General features: G+C 66.1%; 19 protein-coding genes. 7 read left to right on the forward strand and 12 right to left on the reverse strand.

The window, feature by feature from the left end; all coding sequences use genetic code 11:
* Positions 1-90 precede the first annotated feature (90 nt).
* The 3 genes from ACZ5MJ_RS15540 to ACZ5MJ_RS15550 all read left to right on the forward strand — a co-directional run bounded on the left by ACZ5MJ_RS15540 (position 91) and on the right by ACZ5MJ_RS15550 (position 2207).
* Entirely contained in the window at positions 91-684 is a 594-nt protein-coding gene (locus ACZ5MJ_RS15540) for a hypothetical protein (protein WP_464220537.1), read from the forward strand.
* 44 nt (positions 685-728) lie between these two features.
* Entirely contained in the window at positions 729-1313 is a 585-nt protein-coding gene (locus ACZ5MJ_RS15545) for a BPSL1445 family SYLF domain-containing lipoprotein (RefSeq protein ID WP_464220539.1), read from the forward strand.
* 168 nt (positions 1314-1481) lie between these two features.
* Entirely contained in the window at positions 1482-2207 is a 726-nt protein-coding gene (locus tag ACZ5MJ_RS15550) for a queuosine precursor transporter (protein ID WP_464220540.1), read from the forward strand.
* A 21-nt stretch (positions 2208-2228) separates the two neighbouring features.
* Here the strand turns inward: ACZ5MJ_RS15550 and ACZ5MJ_RS15555 are convergent, their stop codons facing one another.
* From ACZ5MJ_RS15555 to tyrS, 4 genes are all read right to left on the reverse strand, one after another.
* Positions 2229-2903, reverse strand: coding sequence for a histidine phosphatase family protein (locus ACZ5MJ_RS15555; protein WP_464220541.1), 675 nt, complete (start codon positions 2901-2903; stop codon positions 2229-2231).
* A 73-nt stretch (positions 2904-2976) separates the two neighbouring features.
* Positions 2977-3624 carry a YbhB/YbcL family Raf kinase inhibitor-like protein gene (locus ACZ5MJ_RS15560; RefSeq protein WP_464220542.1) on the reverse strand — a complete coding sequence of 216 codons (648 nt, stop codon included), beginning with the start codon at positions 3622-3624 and terminating at the stop codon, positions 2977-2979.
* A gap of 52 nt (positions 3625-3676) precedes the next feature.
* The gene (gene dtd / locus ACZ5MJ_RS15565; RefSeq protein ID WP_078195294.1) at positions 3677-4138 is read right to left on the reverse strand and encodes a D-aminoacyl-tRNA deacylase; all 462 of its coding nucleotides are present in this window, start codon (positions 4136-4138) and stop codon (positions 3677-3679) included.
* Between the two features lie 10 nt (positions 4139-4148).
* Positions 4149-5390, reverse strand: coding sequence for a tyrosine--tRNA ligase (tyrS, locus tag ACZ5MJ_RS15570; protein WP_078195293.1), 1242 nt, complete (start codon positions 5388-5390; stop codon positions 4149-4151).
* A 251-nt stretch (positions 5391-5641) separates the two neighbouring features.
* Here tyrS and ACZ5MJ_RS15575 point away from each other — a divergent pair, with 251 nt between their 5' ends.
* Both ACZ5MJ_RS15575 and ACZ5MJ_RS15580 read left to right on the forward strand, forming a co-directional pair.
* Positions 5642-7033 (forward strand): peptidoglycan DD-metalloendopeptidase family protein, encoded by a 1392-nt coding sequence (locus ACZ5MJ_RS15575; RefSeq protein WP_464220544.1) that lies wholly within the window; start codon positions 5642-5644, stop codon positions 7031-7033.
* 11 nt (positions 7034-7044) lie between these two features.
* Positions 7045-8175: an anhydro-N-acetylmuramic acid kinase gene (locus ACZ5MJ_RS15580; protein WP_464220545.1), complete on the forward strand. Its 1131-nt coding sequence runs from the start codon at positions 7045-7047 to the stop codon at positions 8173-8175.
* A 3-nt stretch (positions 8176-8178) separates the two neighbouring features.
* Here the strand turns inward: ACZ5MJ_RS15580 and ACZ5MJ_RS15585 are convergent, their stop codons facing one another.
* Entirely contained in the window at positions 8179-9090 is a 912-nt protein-coding gene (locus tag ACZ5MJ_RS15585) for a LysR substrate-binding domain-containing protein (RefSeq protein ID WP_464220547.1), read from the reverse strand.
* Positions 9091-9180: 90 nt separating this feature from the next.
* On the opposite strand from ACZ5MJ_RS15585, the gene ACZ5MJ_RS15590 reads away from it, so the two are divergent.
* Positions 9181-9978: a phytanoyl-CoA dioxygenase family protein gene (locus ACZ5MJ_RS15590; protein WP_464220549.1), complete on the forward strand. Its 798-nt coding sequence runs from the start codon at positions 9181-9183 to the stop codon at positions 9976-9978.
* A 44-nt stretch (positions 9979-10022) separates the two neighbouring features.
* Here the strand turns inward: ACZ5MJ_RS15590 and ACZ5MJ_RS15595 are convergent, their stop codons facing one another.
* The 5 genes from ACZ5MJ_RS15595 to rplM form a co-directional block, all read right to left on the reverse strand.
* On the reverse strand, positions 10023-11348 hold the full coding sequence (locus tag ACZ5MJ_RS15595; protein ID WP_464220551.1) for an IS4 family transposase: 1326 nt from the start codon (positions 11346-11348) through the stop codon (positions 10023-10025).
* A gap of 130 nt (positions 11349-11478) precedes the next feature.
* On the reverse strand, positions 11479-11847 hold the full coding sequence (gene erpA, locus ACZ5MJ_RS15600) for an iron-sulfur cluster insertion protein ErpA (RefSeq protein ID WP_010813904.1): 369 nt from the start codon (positions 11845-11847) through the stop codon (positions 11479-11481).
* Positions 11848-11948: 101 nt separating this feature from the next.
* On the reverse strand, positions 11949-12437 hold the full coding sequence (locus ACZ5MJ_RS15605; RefSeq protein ID WP_464220559.1) for a bactofilin family protein: 489 nt from the start codon (positions 12435-12437) through the stop codon (positions 11949-11951).
* Positions 12438-12692: 255 nt separating this feature from the next.
* Positions 12693-13085 carry a 30S ribosomal protein S9 gene (rpsI, locus tag ACZ5MJ_RS15610; protein ID WP_012351769.1) on the reverse strand — a complete coding sequence of 131 codons (393 nt, stop codon included), beginning with the start codon at positions 13083-13085 and terminating at the stop codon, positions 12693-12695.
* A gap of 12 nt (positions 13086-13097) precedes the next feature.
* Positions 13098-13526, reverse strand: a complete 429-nt coding sequence (rplM, locus tag ACZ5MJ_RS15615) for a 50S ribosomal protein L13 (protein WP_010813907.1) — start codon at positions 13524-13526, stop codon at positions 13098-13100.
* Between the two features lie 726 nt (positions 13527-14252).
* Here rplM and ACZ5MJ_RS15620 point away from each other — a divergent pair.
* On the forward strand, positions 14253-14675 hold the full coding sequence (locus ACZ5MJ_RS15620; protein ID WP_115679386.1) for an OsmC family protein: 423 nt from the start codon (positions 14253-14255) through the stop codon (positions 14673-14675).
* A 30-nt stretch (positions 14676-14705) separates the two neighbouring features.
* On the opposite strand, the gene ACZ5MJ_RS15625 is transcribed toward ACZ5MJ_RS15620, so the two are convergent.
* The gene (locus ACZ5MJ_RS15625; RefSeq protein ID WP_464220561.1) at positions 14706-15164 is read right to left on the reverse strand and encodes a hypothetical protein; all 459 of its coding nucleotides are present in this window, start codon (positions 15162-15164) and stop codon (positions 14706-14708) included.
* Positions 15165-15168: 4 nt separating this feature from the next.
* Positions 15169-16005 (reverse strand): FAD:protein FMN transferase, encoded by an 837-nt coding sequence (locus tag ACZ5MJ_RS15630; protein ID WP_464220563.1) that lies wholly within the window; start codon positions 16003-16005, stop codon positions 15169-15171.
* Positions 16006-16022: the final 17 nt, after the last annotated feature.

The raw sequence follows: 16022 nt of genomic DNA on the forward strand, positions 1-16022 counted from the left end.
TCCACAATGGCTCTGTCGGCACCGGCCCGGTGCTGCGATGGCCGTGCCCGCCGGGGCACGGCTCCTTCACAGAATCTGTCAAGGAAAGCCATGGTCCGCCAGTCTTCCAGCCTGCTCGCGGCAGCCCTCGCCGCTACCGCGTTCGCCGCCGGCAGCGCCGACGCCCAGCGTCCGCCGGCGCCGGTCGGCGTGGCCGAAGAAGCGGTCATCAGCGGCAAGATCGTCGATATCGATCCCAATACCAAGGCGGTGCTGGTCCAGGGCCCGCGCGGCAATATGGTCGAGCTGGTGGGTGGCGATGAAGTCCAGAACTTCGGCCAGATCCGCAAGGGCGACATCCTGACCGTGGCACGCGGCGCCGCCGTGGTCGCCTCGCTGGAACCGGTCGACAGCAAGGCCACGGCACTGGCCGAATCGGTCGACCGCACCACGCGCGCCGCCGAGGGCGGCAAGCCCGGCATCGTGCGCGAGATCACCACCACGGTGACGGCACAGATCACCAAGGTCGACCCGGCCAGGCACCTGATCACCTTCCGCGGCCCGCGCGAGACGCTGCGCACCGTCAAGATCGAAGACCCCGCCATCGACCTGAAGGCCATCAAGCAAGGCCAGATGGCCAGGATCGTCTATCGTGAAGTCGTGGCCATTGCGGTCAAGGCACCCGCGGCAGCCACAGCAAACTGAGCCACTAAGCCAGACGCGGTACTTTTCCCATCAGGAGGTTACCTATGAATCGTCGCCACTTTGTTACCCGGGTTGCCGGATCGGGCCTGCTCGTCGCCACCGTGATGGCCGCGGGCTGCACCACGACCGGTACCAGCGCCTCGAGCGACCCGGCCGCCAAGAAGAAGGAGATCGATGCAGGTGTGGACGGCGCGCTGAACCGGCTGTATTCATCGTCCAACGGCGCGCGCGAGCTGGCCCAGCGCGCGCAGGGCATCCTGGTGTTCCCACGCGTGATTTCGGCGGGCCTGGTGGTCGGCGGCGAGTACGGCGAAGGCGCACTGCGCTCGAAGGGCTCTACGGTCGGCTACTACAGCACCGCACAGGCTTCGGTCGGCCTGACCGCCGGCGGCCAGTCGAAGGCCGTCATCATCATGTTCATGACGCCGGACGCTTACAACAAGTTCATCAACAGCAGCGGCTGGACCGCGGGCGCCGACGCCAACGTGGCCCTGGCCAAGATCGGCGCCAACGGCCAGCTCGATACGCTGACCTCGCAGCAGCCGGTGGTCGGATTCGTGCAGACCAATGCGGGCCTGATGGTTGACCTCTCGCTGAACGGATCCAAGATCTCGAAGCTGAAAATCTGATGGGAGCGCGGGCACCGCCGTGCCCGCCCCGGATGCTCCAGGAATGAAGATCCCGGCTACGGCCGGGATCTTCATTGGTGCCTGGCTGCCGCGGGCAGGCTCTCAGGCCCACTGGCATAATCGCGCCCAACATACCGCGCGCCAGCGCACCCGGAACCGTGAGCCCCCATGTCCGCCATCCCCGCCAGCGCAGGCCACCCTGGCCGCGTCTACCGCTACTACGACTTCGTCATGGTGGCCTTCGTCACCGTGCTGCTGTGCTCGAACCTGATCGGCGCGGCCAAGGCGGCGCAGATGACGCTGCCCGTGATCGGCACGGTGACCTTCGGCGCCGGGGTGCTGTTCTTCCCGGTCTCATATATCTTCGGCGACGTGCTGACCGAGGTCTACGGCTATGGCCGCGACCGGCGCGTGGTCTGGGCGGGCTTCGCCGCGCTGGCCTTCGCCACCTTCATGAGTCTGGTGGTGCTGAACATGCCGGTCGCGCCGTTCATGGCGGACTACCAGAAAAGCCTGCAGGATGTGTTCGGCAACACCTGGCGGATCGCGCTCGGCTCGCTGATCGCCTTCTGCTGCGGCAGCTTCACCAACAGCTACGTGCTGGCCAGGATGAAGCTGTGGACTGCCGGGCGCTGGCTGTGGACGCGCACCATCGGCTCCACGCTGGCCGGTGAGCTGGTGGACTCGTCGCTGTTCTATGTGATCGCCTTCTACGGCATCTGGCCGCTGGAGAAGGTAATCCAGGTAGCCGTGGCGCAGTACGTGCTGAAGACCGGCTGGGAAGTGGTGATGACGCCGGTCACGTACAAGGTGGTGGGCTTCCTGAAGCGGGCCGAGAACGAGGATTACTTCGACCGCAATACCGACTTCACCCCGTTCCGGATCCGGGTCTAGGGTCCAGGGCCTGCACAGGCCCTAGGGCACGCGGCGGTCCACCTCGTCCAGCGCCAGGCTCTCCAGGTGGCTGACGTCGCCCCACTGGGCCAGTGTCAGGTGGGTGCTGTCGCTGCGCAGCCGGTTGACGCTGGCATTGAGCAGTTCATGCTGGCGCGGGGCTTCCAGCGTCATGCCGGTGGCCTCGCGGTAGAGGCAATCCAGCACGCCGCCGTGCGCCACCAGCGCGATGCGCTCGCCCGGGTGCCGGCGCGACAGCGCCAGCACCGCATCGACCGCGCGCTCATGGAAGCCCAGCAGCGACTCGCCTTCGGGCGGCGCGTAATCCGGCACGCGCGCCTGCCAGCGCGCGAAATCCTCGGGCAAGTGCTCGGCCACCTCGGCGTAGGTCTTGCCCTGCAGCGTGCCGTAGCTGCGCTCGCGCAGACGCGCGTCGGGGCGCACCTGCAGCCCCAGCACCTCGGCCAGCGGCGCGGCGGTTTCCATCGCGCGCGACAGGTCGCTGGCATAGACCGCGTCGATCGGCTCGCCCGCCAGCGCCGTGGCCAGCGCGCGCGCCTGGGCGCGGCCGGTCTCGTTCAGCGGAATGTCGAGCTGGCCCTGCAGCCGGCGCTCCCGGTTCCAGGCCGTTTCGCCGTGGCGGATCACGATCAGGTGGGTATAGGCCAGCGAATGCGGCCCGGGGCTTTGCAACATGCCATTTCCTTCGGGATTTCCTTCGGTGCTTGCTTGAGGCCGGTGCCGCGCCTGGCGCGGCACCGGTCCGGCGTTACTTCGCCAGCTTCGGGTTCAGCGTATAGGTGCCGGTGAGGCTTGCCTGCGCCAGCACGTGGCCCTGGATTGCCTCGCGCACCTGGGCGCCGGTAAAGGTGCCGTCCAGCGGCAGCCGGTCAATGTCCAGCGCATGCAGCGTGAACACGTAGTGGTGCATCAGCGTGTCGTTCCACGGCGGGCACGGGCCGTCATAGCCGTAGTAGTCGCCCTTCATGTCGGCATCGCCGGCGAACCAGCCGGTGTAGTCGTTGATGCCGTGGCGCAGGCCGCCCGCGGTGGCGGTGCCGCCGGTGGCTTCGGGGCCCGGCTTGCCGCGCGCGATCACGCCATCGCTGTGCGAGCCAGCGGCGATCGAGGTCAGGCCCGGCGGGATGTCGACCAGCACCCAGTGGAAGAAGTCCACGCGCGGCAGCGAGGCCGGCACTTCGCGGCCTTCCTGGTTGACGTCGTCGCCCTTGCTGGGGACGTCGCGGTCGTGGCAGATCAGCACGAACGAGCGTGTCTCGAGCGGCGCGTCTTCCCAGTGCAGGTCGGGATTGCGGTTGTTCGACAGGGCCACGTGGGCGGCGGCATCGGGCACGCAGAAGGCGAACTCGCCGGGAATCGGCGCGTTGTCGTTGAAGGACTTGCTCCAGAGTTTCATTTGTCTCTCCTGTCTTGGTGCCGCGCCCGGGGCGCGGCAGCTTGGAATCTGTTCAGGCCGGTGGCACGCGCAGCCAGAAGGTGACCGGGCCGTCGTTGACCAGGCTGACCTGCATCATCGCGCCGAACTCGCCGGTCTGCACCTGCGGATGGGCGGCACGCGCCTGCGCGACAAAATGCTCGTACAGGCGGCGGCCGTCCTCGGGGGACGCAGCGGGCGTAAAGCTGGGCCGCGTGCCGCTGTTGGTATCGGCCGCCAGCGTGAACTGCGACACCACCAGCAGGCCACCGGGGTTGCCGTTGCCGTCCATGTTCTGCACCGGCAGGTTCATCTTGCCGGCCGCATCGGAAAACACCCGGTACGACAGCATCTTGGCCAGCAGCCGCTCGGCCTGCGCCTCGGTATCGCCGCGCTCGGCGCAGACCAGCGCCAGCAGGCCGGCGCCGATTTCACCGGTGGTGCGGCCTTCGACCGTGACGCGGGCCTGGGCCACCCGCTGGATCAGCGCGATCATCCCGGCCGCCTCAGGCCAGCGTCACGCGCGCGAAGCGGCGCTTGCCGACCTGCACCACATAGGTGCCGGCGGCCACCCTGGTGGCCTTGTCGCTGACCGTTGCGCCGTCGATCTTGACGCCGCCCTGCTCGATATTGCGGTTGGCTTCCGAGGTGGACGGCACCAGGTTGGCCTGCTTGAGCAACTGGGCGATGCCCAGCGGCGCACCGCTCAGGCTCACTGCGGGGATATCGTCCGGCACGCCGCCGCGGGCGCGGTGGTTGAAGTCTTCCAGCGCCTTCTCGGCATCGGCCTGGCTGTGGAAGCGTGCCACGATCTCCTGCGCCAGCAGCACCTTGCAGTCGCGCGGATTGCGGCCGCCGGCGATTTCCTGCTTCATCAGGTCGATCTCGGCCAGCGGGCGGAACGACAGCAGCGTGTAGTACTGCCACATCAGGTCGTCCGAGATGCTCATCAGCTTGCCGAACATCTCGTTGGGTGCCTCGGTCACGCCGACGTAGTTGCCCTTGGACTTCGACATCTTCTCGACGCCGTCCAGGCCCACCAGCAGCGGCATGGTCAGGATGCACTGCGGCTCCTGGCCGTATTCCTTCTGCAGCTCGCGCCCGACCAGCAGGTTGAACTTCTGGTCGGTACCGCCCAGCTCCAGGTCCGACTTGAGCGCGACCGAGTCATAGCCCTGCATCAGCGGGTAGAGGAACTCATGCACCGAGATCGGGATCCCGGAGCGGAAACGCTTGGTGAAGTCGTCGCGCTCCATCATGCGGGCCACGGTGTACTTGGCCGCCAGCTGGATCATGCCGCGCGCGCCCAGCGGATCGCACCACTCGCTGTTGTAGCGGATCTCGGTACGGGCCGGGTCGAGCACCAGGCTGGCCTGGCGGTAGTAGGTCTGTGCGTTGGCCTCGATCTGCTCGCGCGTCAGCGGCGGGCGCGTGCTGTTGCGGCCCGACGGATCGCCGATGGTCGAGGTGAAGTCGCCGATCAGGAAGATGACCTGGTGGCCAAGGTCCTGCAGCTGGCGCAGCTTGTTCAGCACCACGGTATGGCCGATATGGATGTCGGGCGCGGTCGGGTCCAGGCCCAGCTTGATGCGCAGCGGCACGCCGGTGGCCTCGCTGCGCGCCAGCTTCTGCGCCCATTCGGATTCGATCAGCAGTTCGTCGCAGCCTCGCTTGGAGACTTCCAGGGCCTGCATCACCGACGGCGTCAGGGGGTATTTGGCCGTGGGGCCCGAGGCAACTTCAGTCATGACGTAAGTCTTTGAAATACTTGAAATTTTAGGAAATTTCCCGACAGCCGCCAGGGCCGGACTTTGGTATAATCCACGATTCCCGGCGCCTACGGGAGTCTTTTCCGTGCGCCACCCGCCACTTTGTGAAGCAAAGCAGGCGGCCAGATAACACTGAATACTGAACAGCACGCGCCGCACCTCGGGGGAGGAAGGCAGACGAGACACATCGTCCCCGGCAGCGGGCTCAGACCAAGGTTGAATTTTACGTGATGTGGTCCAGACTCCGCGAAGTTTTCGCGCGTGAGCTGGTGGTGCTCGTCGATCCGACCAACCCCCAGCACGCGCGGCGGCGCAAACAACTGACAGCCTCGGTAGGCGTAATCTTCACGCTCGGCATGGCCGCGGCGATGGGTGTTGCGCCGCGCAGCGCCTATGACGATCCGCGCGCGCCGCGCACGCAGCAGGAGCTGCGCATGCCCGACGTGCGCGAGCAACTCGAACAGCTTACCGATAGCGAAGCCGTCTACGTGCGCGAAGAGCGCATGCAGCGCGGCGACACCATTGGCAGCCTGCTCAGGCGGCTGGGCGTGGACGATGCCGACGCGCAGGCGTTCATCGTCAAGAACCCCACCGCGCGCGGCCTGTTCAACCTGAACCCGGGCCAGGCGGTGCAGGCGGAGATCGACGAAAGCAATACGCTGGTGTCGCTGCAGGCCAACCTCGGCGGCGATGCCGCGGCCTCGCGCGAGCTGGTGATCGAGCGCGTGCGCCCGGCCGACGGCGACACCGCCGCCGCTTACAAGGCCAAGGTGGAGCGCGTCGACAACGACGTGCACTACGAGATGGCTTCCGGCGCGATTTCCGCCGGCGGCTTCTTCAAGGCCATGGATGCGGCCAACGTGCCCGACGACGTCGTGCAGCAGATGCTGTCGATCTTCTCCGGCGTGATCGACTTCCACCACGATATCGCCAGCGGCGACCGCTTCCGCATCATCTACGAAGCGGGCTTTCGCGAGGGCACCTTCGTGCGCAACGGCCGCGTGGTCGCGGTGGAGCTGATCAACCGAAACCAGCTGCACCAGGCGCTGTGGTTCGCGCCCGAGGACAGCAAGGACGGCGGCGCCTACTACACCTTCGACGGGCGCAGCATGAAGCGGCCGTTCCTGCGTTCTCCGGTGGAGTTCTCGCGCGTGTCGTCGGGCTTCGGCGGCCGCGAGCATCCGCTGCATCATGACTGGGCGCAGCACAAGGGCGTGGACTTCGCCGCCCCGACCGGCACCAAGGTGCTGGCTACCGGCGACGGTGTGGTCGAGTTCGTGGGCCAGCAGAACGGCTACGGCAATATTGTCATCCTGAGCCACGCCAACGGCTACTCGACCTACTACGCGCACCTGTCCGGCTTTGCCGGCATGCGCCAGGGCCAGGCGGTGCGCCAGGGCCAGCTGATCGGCTATGTCGGCTCGACCGGCTGGGCCACCGGCCCGCACCTGCACTACGAGTTCCGCTTCAACGACGTGCCGCAGAACCCGCTGACCATCACGCTGATGGAGTCGCCGGCGCTGACCGGCAAGTCGCGCCAGGAATTCCTGACCTATACCAGCGGGCTGCTCAGCCGCATCAATGCGCTGCGCACCTACAACGTGCTGACCGCCTCCAACTGACCGCGCCCACCGTGACCCAGCCCCTGCCTGGCAGCGAACGCTATATCGGCATCATGTCCGGCACCAGCATGGACGGTGCCGATGCGGTGCTGGTGGATTTCAGTGGTACCCGGCCCGTGGTGCTGGCGGCCACAAGCCAGCCCTTCCCCGGCACGCTGCGCGCGGCCTTCGGCGCCCTGCAGCAGCCCGGCGAGGACGAGATCCATCGCGAGGCGCTGGCAGCCAATGCGCTGGCTCAGGTGTATGCGGACTGCGTCGCCGCCCTGCTGCGCAAGGCGCGCATCGGGGCCGCCTCGGTAGCCGCCATCGGCGCCCATGGGCAGACCATCCGCCACCGGCCGGGCCTGTACGACGGCATCGGCTACACCCGCCAGAGCCAGCATCCGGCGCGGCTGGCCGAACTGGCCGATATCGACGTCGTCGCGGACTTCCGCAGCCGCGACATCGCCGCAGGCGGCCAGGGCGCGCCGCTGGTGCCGGCGCTGCACCATGCGCTGTTCGGCAGCGAGACCGAAACCCGCGTTGCCTGCAATATCGGCGGCATCTCCAATATCAGCATCCTGCCCGCGGCAGGCGGCGCCGTCAGCGGCTTCGACTGCGGCCCCGGCAATGCGCTGCTCGACTACTGGATCGGCCGCCACCGCGGCCTGCCCTTCGACGGCAACGGCGACTGGGCCGCCAGCGGGCGCGTCGACGCCGCGCTGCTGGCGCAGTGCCTGGCCGAGCCTTACTTCAGCGCTGCACCGCCCAAGAGCACCGGGCGCGACCTGTTCCACCCGGGCTGGCTCGAAGCCCGCCTTGCATCGTTCCAACAGCTCGCGCCTGCCGACGTGCAGGCGACGCTGGCCGCGCTGACGGCCGAGGCCATCGCGCGCGACGTGCGCACCTGCGCGCCCGATGCGCGCCGCCTGATCGTCTGCGGCGGCGGCGCCCGCAATGCGTTCGTGATGACCCGGCTGGCGCAGGCCTTGCCCGGCGTGGCCATCGAGACCTCGGAAGACTACGGCGTGCCGGTGTCGCAGGTCGAAGCCATTGCCTTTGCCTGGCTGGCGCGCCAGTGCCTGCTGCGCCTGCCCGGCAACGTGCCCACCGTGACCGGCGCCGCCGGGCCGCGCGTGCTGGGCGCGATCTATCCGCGCTGAGCACTACAGCTGGCGCACCGCGCCAGCGCTCTCTTGCTCCACCCAATCCATGAACGCCTGCGCCAGCGGCGAGGCCCGCATGGCCGGCGAACGCGCCAGCACCACGCGCTGCGGCGTCACCGGCTCGCGCAGCGGCAGGCAGGCGATCGGCACGCCGTCGTAGCTATGGTCGCCGGCCGGGCGCGTGCACGACAGCGCCACGCCATAGCCGTGCGCCACCAGTCCGCGCTGCATCTCGAAGGTCTGCGTGTACTGGTGCAGTGTCGGGTGCAGCCCATGGGCCCAGAACAGCGACAGGAAGTATTCGCGCGTCTGCGGGATGTCCTCTAGGATCAGCCGCTCGCCGGCCAGGTCGGCCAGGCTGACATCCGTACCGCCTGCCAGGGGATGGGCGGCGGGCAACAGCGCGTAGGGCGCCAGCTCCGCCAGCGTGCGGCGTTCGGTGCGGGCGTCGAGCCCCAACTCATAGGTCAGCGCCAGTTCGGCCTTGCCCGCCTGCAGCGTGCGATGGACAGTTGCCAGGTCGGCTTCGAACAGGGTCACCGAGATACCGGGATGGCGCCGGCGCAGCCCCGCCAGCAGACGCGGCACAAAGTAGGGCCCGAGGTCCTGGAAGCAGGTCAGCGACAGCTGGCCGCTCAGCCCCCGGCCGGTGCCGTCATCCACGGCAAGGCCGGCCGCCAGCGCCAGGATGTCGCGCGCGCGCCCAAGCAGGCGCTGCCCCGCCGGGGTCAGGGACAGCCCGCGGCTGACCTGGCGCCGGAAGAGCGGCTCGCCCAGCGTGTCTTCCAGCTGCGCGATCGCGGTGGACACCGACGGCTGCGACACATGGCGCGCGCGGGCGGCGGCGCTGATGCTGCCGTGCTCGGCCGCGGCCACGAAGTACTCAAGCTGGCGGAAGGAGAAAGGGATCATGATTTCCTATAACGCAACATAGGAAATATATGCTTTTCCTATCCCCTATGCATGGCGATACTGGGCGCATCGCCCCCACTCAACATCGCCATGGATATCACCCAGGAACAGATCGACACCTACCAGCGCGACGGCGTGCTGGTGCTGCGCGGCGCCTTCGCCGACTGGGTCGAGCGGCTGCGCGACGGCTTCGCGCAGAACCTCGCCGAGCCAGGCCCCTTCGCCATCGAGAACGTGCGGCCTGGTGAAAGCGGGCGCTTTTTCGAGGACTACTGCAACTGGCAGCGCATCGCCCCGTTCGACGCCTTTATCCGCCAGTCGCCGGCTGCAGCCATTGCCGGGCGCATCATGCGGTCGCAGGCGGTGCAGGTGTTCCATGAGCACATCCTGGTCAAGGAGCCCGGCACGGCCAAGCCCACGCCGTGGCATCAGGACCTGCCCTACTACTGCGTCGATGGCACCCAGACCGCGAGCTACTGGATCCCGCTCGACCCGGTGACGCAGGCCAATACGCTGCGCGTGGTGGCGGGCTCGCACCGCTGGCCGCGGCTGGTGCGGCCCAAGCGCTGGGCCAGCAACGAGAACTTCTATGGGGGTGACGATGCCTTCATGGAGATGCCCGACGTTGAAGACGGCAGCTACACGCTGCTCGCCCCCGAGCTGGAGCCCGGCGATGCGGTGGTGTTCGACTTCCGCACCGTGCACGGCGCAGCCGGCAACACCGGCACCGGGCGGCGGCGCGCGTTTTCGGCCCGCTTCCTGGGCGATGACGTGCGCTTCATGCAGCGGCCCGGGCGTACCTCGCCGCCGTTCCCCGGCATCGACCAGCAGACCGGCGAGCGCGTGCGCGAGGACTGGTTTCCCGTGGTCTGGCGCGCCGCGCGGTAGTCCGGCCCGGAAAAGAAAAAACGCACCCGAAGGTGTAATGCCGTTCAGTTAAGGTCCCTATTGAGGAAGCGAACGGCATAGCGTGAAGGGCGGGACTTGACGACCCGGTCGCATGAGCGACCGGGTCGTTTCACATTGGGCAGCGACTTTAGGCGCTCGCGTAGGCGCTGCAGGCAGGCGGGCAATTTCGCGTAGGCTGGCGTGACAGCTGCCCACATCATCTCGTGCTGGATGACATGGAAGGCACGCACGAAGCTCATGTCAGTCGGCGCGAGCTTCGCTTCTCGGGCGGCGCTGGCCATCTCGCGACGAATCAGGTTGTAGGCGATCAAGGCGCCCCAGATTTCCTGGCATACCCCATCGACGGTTCGGCTACGCAGGGTCAGCTCCATGCCGAGCATCGACTGCTTCAGTTCCCGGTAGCTCGTTTCGATCTGCCAGCGCCGCTCGTAACTGGCGACGATGTCAGCAGGTTTGAAGCGTCGGCGATCGAGCAGCGACGTCAGCAGAATTCGGCTACGTCCGCGGGCATCGATCGTTCGGATTGCCCGCGCCTGCCAGAACTCCGGCAGCGCCGGGCACTTCTTGCGTGCCTGCGGCGAGACACGCATGCGTACCGTGGCGTCTTCGGCCGTGCCGGCCGTCACCTCCCAGCACGTGTTGGATTTGGCCGGAATCAGGAAGTGGCGGTTGTGCCCGCCCATCGTCAAGCCGCACAGGATCTCGGCGGCCAGAAAGCCTTTATCAAATACCGTCAGCGAATCATCCGGTATCTGGGGCAACAAGCCTTTGGCGTACACCATCTCATTGCTGTCATAGCGACCGAAGCTGGCGCCTGCCACCAGGTGCGTGGGGATCGCAGTCAGCGTCACCATGCGCACCTGCGGATAGCTGGCGACCCTGCGAGCGTAAGCTTGGGCGCCAAAGTGCTCGCGGTTGGCAGGACTGTCGGCCGTGCGTAGCGTCGTGCCATCCATCGCCCACAGGCTGAGTCCCTTGAGGGCGTAGTCGCTGGCGTCCTGCAGACTCCAGGCGCGCGCTGTTCGTTCGAACAGCCAGGCCAGCGGCGCCTCGCCAACGCGCTGGCGGGCTTGCGCCGCCGCGCTCTTGCTGACGAATGGCGCCACCTCATCAGGCAGGGCCAGTTCCAAGTTGTCGAGCACTTCGCTGATCGACCAATGGCGATACATCGCCAGTGCAATCACCAGCCAGACAACCTGTTCAGCGGGCAACCGACGGCGACGGATACTTGCCGCTCCCGTCGCCTCTACCGCACGCTCAATCCACTCATATGGAAGATGTTCGGCCAGCCGACTCAAGTCGGCTGGCTGTTGCGCTTCGAGCAGGAACGTCAGGTGACTGGAGAGCATCGCGCCCGAAAGTTAACACCTCGGCGCACGGTTTACAACTCCCTCTGACGCTACATACAAAAATGCCGCTCAGCTCTTAACTGAACGGCATTACACCCGAAGGTGCGTTTCTTCCAGGGACCGGGGTCGGTCAGACCGAGAACGACGAGCCGCAACCACAGGTGGTCGAGGCATTCGGGTTCTTGATCACGAACTGCGCGCCGTTGATGTCTTCCTTGTAGTCGATCTCGGCGCCGACCAGGTACTGGTAGCTCATCGAGTCGATCAGCAGGGTGACGCCGTTCTTGACCATGGTGGTGTCGTCTTCGTTGACTTCCTCGTCGAAGGTGAAGCCATACTGGAAGCCGGAGCAGCCGCCGCCCTGCACGAACACGCGCAGTTTCAGTTCGGCATTGCCCTCTTCCTCGATCAACTGCTTGACCTTGTCGGCGGCGCTGTCGGTAAAGACGAACGGTGCCGGCACGTCCTCGGTAACGGGTGCCTCTGCGACTGCGTTCATGGGGTGTTCTCCTGTTTAGATACGCCTGTATTCTAAGCGCTACTGGAAGTTCGTGCCGAAACCCTGCATTTTCAAGGGGTTCCCGGCCTGCAAGGTGCGGCTCAGGCGGCCTTTTCGGTGGGACTGGCGTCGGCAGCGGCGGGTTCGTCTTCGGTGGCGGCATCGCCATCAGCCGCTTCCGTCACTTCTACCGCCGGCGCGGCCTCGACCAGGTTCGGCAGTGCCTTGATCTCGCCTTGCACCAGCGGCATCAGGCGGCCTTCGACCAGCGCGCCCTGGTGCATTTCCAGCGCCGCATAGCGCACGTCACCAAGCACGCGCGCATGCGGCTGCAGTTCGAGCAGGTCGGTGGCCTGCACCGGGCCCTTGACGGTGCCGTTCAGCACCAGGTGGCCGACGCTGATTTCGCCCTCGACCATGCCCTTATCGCTGACCACCAGCATGCTCGGCTTGCCCGGCGCCGCAGTGACGTTGCCGCGCACGCGGCCATCCAGGCGCAGGCCACCGGCGAATACCAGGTCGCCGTCGATGGCGGTGTCTTCGCCGATCAGCGTATCGATCGAAAGGCCCTTCTTTTTCGAAAACAGCATGACTTTCACTCCTCTCCCGTTCGTGCCGAACCCTCCGGCCGTGGCGCATGCGCGCCGGCAAGCTGCACTTGCCGATTGCGACAGGGCGTGATTGTAGCCGCGTGCAGTCCATACCCCACAAAAGTATGGTCACCCACTCGCCTTTTTTCGGCAGGCCGTGCATTTCCGTACCTGCGGGCGAAAAAAAACCGCACGGCCAGCGTGCGGTTTTTTTGGTCTCGCAAGATCCGGCAGTGCCGGACCCGCGACAACGCATCAGCGCTTCGAGAACTGCTTGCGACGACGCGCCTTGTGGAAGCCAACCTTCTTACGCTCGACTTCACGTGCATCGCGCGTGACGTAGCCAGCCTTCGACAGGGCCGACTTCAGGGTCGCATCGTAGTCGATCAGGGCGCGGGTGATGCCGTGGCGCACTGCGCCGGCCTGGCCGGTTTCGCCACCGCCGGTCACGTTGACCTTGATGTCGAACGTTTCAGCGTGAGCGGTCAGTTCCAGCGGCTGGCGCACGATCATCAGCGAGGTTTCGCGAGCGAAATACTCTTTGATGGGCTTGCCGTTGACGACGATGTCGCCCTTGCCCGACTTGATGAAGACACGTGCCACAGCGCTCTTGCGGCGGCCAGTACCGTAATTCCAGTTACCGATCATGGATTGGCCTCCTTAGATTTCCAGCGCCTTGGGCTGCTGCGCTTCATGCGGATGCTCGGCTTCGGCGTAAACCTTCAGCTTCTTGATCATCGCGTAGCCCAGCGGACCCTTCGGCAGCATGCCCTTGACAGCCTTCTCCAGGGCACGGCCCGGGAAACGCTGCTGCATCTTGCCGAACGTCGTTTCGTAGATACCGCCCGGGTAGCCCGAATGGCGATAGTACTTCTTGTCCGTTTCCTTGGTACCCGTGACACGCAGCTTGGCTGCATTGACGATGATGATGTAATCACCCGTGTCGACGTGCGGAGTGAATTCCGGCTTGTGCTTGCCGCGCAGACGGCGTGCCACTTCGCTGGCGACACGGCCGAGGACTTTGTCCGTCGCGTCAATCACGTACCAGTCGCGCTTTACCTCATGAGGCTTGGCGGAAAAGGTCTTCATGATTTTTCCTGACTATTAGTTCGTGCCCGAAATCCGACTCGCGAAGGCTTGTGCTCGCCCCTGCAAGTCTTGTGGCTGGCCCGTGAAGGCTGGCCGGGACTGCTTTCTTCTCCGCGGGCATGACGGAAAAGCCCACGATTATACTGGCAGCCGAAGGGAGCGCACAAGCAAGGACTGATCTTTTCGTCAAGATCCATGCAGTTGGCCGCCGAACCAGGGCAGTGCAGCGCACTTGGCAACATGCGCCCGTGCTGGAGCGCAGGGGCGAAAAAAAACCCAAGCGGTTGAGCTTGGGTTTGAATCCACCAAAGGAGGAGGGTGGAGGAGACACTTGGAGATCGACGGAGAGACTTGCGGGCGGTGCGCAGGCTTGGCTCGATGGCTTCGGTTTCGCACTCTGGCGCGCTGTCAGTGCCGTCGTTCAATGATTGGAATTATACCTAGGGTTTGTCCGGATGCAAGGGAAATCTGCACTGCGAAATGCAATTTTGTATTGTGGAAAGCGGAAAGGTCCCTGCGGCCCTGCTCTATTCACTGAAAAATCAAATACTTAACCCAATACATGGGGTGTCATGAATCTGGCTGACTAGAGGAAACCCTCAGGATTTCTAAGGTTATCGGCATCGAGAACGTGAACTTGACGATGCCATATACTGAGAATTGCAAGATTTATGATCACGCGCTTGTGATCGAAAACACACAACACAAACGACAGGAACGAACAAAATGGAATGCAAAGTGACATGGATGGGCACCGACGGCATGAGCTTCGTGGCCCAGACCGGCAGCGGCCATATCGTTGCCATGGACGGTGCGCCCGAGGGCGGGGGCCATAACCTGGCGCCGCGGCCGATGGAAATGGTGCTGCTGGGCACCGGCGGCTGCACCGCCTATGACGTGGTGCTGATCCTCAAGCGCGGCCGCCAGGACGTCACCGGCTGCAGCGTGCAGTTGCAGGCCGAGCGCGCCGGCGAGGACCCCAAGGTGTTCACCCGCATCAACTTCCATTTTGTGGTGACCGGCAAGAACCTCAACCCCGCCACGGTCGAGCGGGCGATCAAGCTGTCGCACGAGAAGTACTGCTCGGCGTCGATCATGCTGGCCAAGACGGCCGAGATCACGCACACACTGGAAATCGTCGAGGGCTGAGCCCCGGATCCCGCTCCGGGGACGGCGCCGTTACACGTGCCGTACCCTGCGGCCAAGCTGCAGGTGCAGCCAGAACAGCAGCCCGAGCGCCACGCCTGCAATCCAGTGCAGCCACTCGGTGATGCTGCGCACGTCCTCGCCATTGAAGTAGTAAAGGCCGTAGCCGGTCATGACCAGCAACGCCATGCCGGCGGCAAACAGCCCGCCGGCAAGCCGGTTGCGCCGGCGCATCCAGGCATGGCGGATATGCGCGGACCAGATCGTACCCAGCAGGAACATGGCTGCCAGCGCCGCGGCGCCGTGCGCCTTCATGCTCCAGGCCATCCAGGGTGCCTGCACTTCCGGTTCTGCCACCAGCCAGCGCAGCAGCAGCCACGCCGCGCCAGTCAGCAGCAGCAGCCCGAAAGCCGCATACAGCGCGAAGCGGCGCTGGCGGTGGATGCGGAAGGCCTGCCGAGGCGGGTGCGTCAGGAAATGTCGGTCGTGCATCGGGTCAGGACTGCGGGTGTGGAGGTGGAACGGCGCCAGCCGGCAGTGTGCCATCGCCGTAGACCAGCGTACAGGCGCCAAACCTGGCCAGCAGCGGATGCCGGGGCGCGCCGGCCGCCAGCACCACCTTGGTCAGGGCGTCGGCAAGCATGCAGCTGGGCGCCAGTACGCTGGCGCCGGCGCTCGCCGGCAACGGCGAACTGCAGGGTCGGCCAGCAATGCGCGGGGCCTGCCCGCGTGCGGGCGCCAGGCCGCCGACTGCCGAACTGGCAATGGCGGCATCGTGCAGGCTCCAGACCAGCACCGTGCGCGCCGGCGCACCGGGGTCCCGCAGTGCCACCTGTGCCGGCACCGTGCCGGCATGACGCATATCGCCGCCAGCGTTGACCAGCAAGTAGCTGAGCGGGTCTCCGGGTAGTGCGGCGCGCGCGGCCTCGATCGCGCAATCCACCGCATAACCCTTGGCAATCCCGCCCAGGTCTAGCTGCGCGGGACCATGCCTGAGCACCGTCTCGCCCTCGATGCTCCAGGATGGCCGGTCGCGCGCAACCTCGGCCGCACCATCGTATGCACAGTTGAAAGCGCCCGCGCTGGCCGTGTGCAATGCCGCGGCAAGCTCCAGCACACGCAGCGTATGCGCGTCCACCCTGACCGGAACCCCGACGGGGGCTGCATTCAGCCGTCCGATATCGCTGGCCGGACTGTAGCGGCTCATCAGTTGATGCACCTGTTCCACCGCCGCAAAGGCGGCCGCCAGGGCCAGCGCAGCCCCGGCACCGCGCGCCTCGATCTCCACCAGGGTGCCCAGCAGCGGGCGGGCGCGGCGCAAGCGCTCCGGCATGACGTGGCGCCTGGCGT

Source organism: Cupriavidus sp. LA-1, from assembly GCF_055385985.1.

Coding starts and splice junctions, on each gene's coding strand:
- ACZ5MJ_RS15540 (WP_464220537.1), top strand. CDS start 91: ATGGTCCGCCAGTCTTCCAGCCTGCTCGCGGCAGCCCTCGCCGCTACC.
- ACZ5MJ_RS15545 (WP_464220539.1), top strand. CDS start 729: ATGAATCGTCGCCACTTTGTTACCCGGGTTGCCGGATCGGGCCTGCTC.
- ACZ5MJ_RS15550 (WP_464220540.1), top strand. CDS start 1,482: ATGTCCGCCATCCCCGCCAGCGCAGGCCACCCTGGCCGCGTCTACCGC.
- ACZ5MJ_RS15555 (WP_464220541.1), bottom strand. CDS start 2,903: ATGTTGCAAAGCCCCGGGCCGCATTCGCTGGCCTATACCCACCTGATC.
- ACZ5MJ_RS15560 (WP_464220542.1), bottom strand. CDS start 3,624: ATGAAACTCTGGAGCAAGTCCTTCAACGACAACGCGCCGATTCCCGGC.
- dtd (WP_078195294.1), bottom strand. CDS start 4,138: ATGATCGCGCTGATCCAGCGGGTGGCCCAGGCCCGCGTCACGGTCGAA.
- tyrS (WP_078195293.1), bottom strand. CDS start 5,390: ATGACTGAAGTTGCCTCGGGCCCCACGGCCAAATACCCCCTGACGCCG.
- ACZ5MJ_RS15575 (WP_464220544.1), top strand. CDS start 5,642: ATGTGGTCCAGACTCCGCGAAGTTTTCGCGCGTGAGCTGGTGGTGCTC.
- ACZ5MJ_RS15585 (WP_464220547.1), bottom strand. CDS start 9,090: ATGATCCCTTTCTCCTTCCGCCAGCTTGAGTACTTCGTGGCCGCGGCC.
- ACZ5MJ_RS15590 (WP_464220549.1), top strand. CDS start 9,181: ATGGATATCACCCAGGAACAGATCGACACCTACCAGCGCGACGGCGTG.
- ACZ5MJ_RS15595 (WP_464220551.1), bottom strand. CDS start 11,348: ATGCTCTCCAGTCACCTGACGTTCCTGCTCGAAGCGCAACAGCCAGCC.
- erpA (WP_010813904.1), bottom strand. CDS start 11,847: ATGAACGCAGTCGCAGAGGCACCCGTTACCGAGGACGTGCCGGCACCG.
- ACZ5MJ_RS15605 (WP_464220559.1), bottom strand. CDS start 12,437: ATGCTGTTTTCGAAAAAGAAGGGCCTTTCGATCGATACGCTGATCGGC.
- rpsI (WP_012351769.1), bottom strand. CDS start 13,085: ATGATCGGTAACTGGAATTACGGTACTGGCCGCCGCAAGAGCGCTGTG.
- rplM (WP_010813907.1), bottom strand. CDS start 13,526: ATGAAGACCTTTTCCGCCAAGCCTCATGAGGTAAAGCGCGACTGGTAC.
- ACZ5MJ_RS15620 (WP_115679386.1), top strand. CDS start 14,253: ATGGAATGCAAAGTGACATGGATGGGCACCGACGGCATGAGCTTCGTG.
- ACZ5MJ_RS15625 (WP_464220561.1), bottom strand. CDS start 15,164: ATGCACGACCGACATTTCCTGACGCACCCGCCTCGGCAGGCCTTCCGC.
- ACZ5MJ_RS15630 (WP_464220563.1), bottom strand. CDS start 16,005: ATGCCGGAGCGCTTGCGCCGCGCCCGCCCGCTGCTGGGCACCCTGGTG.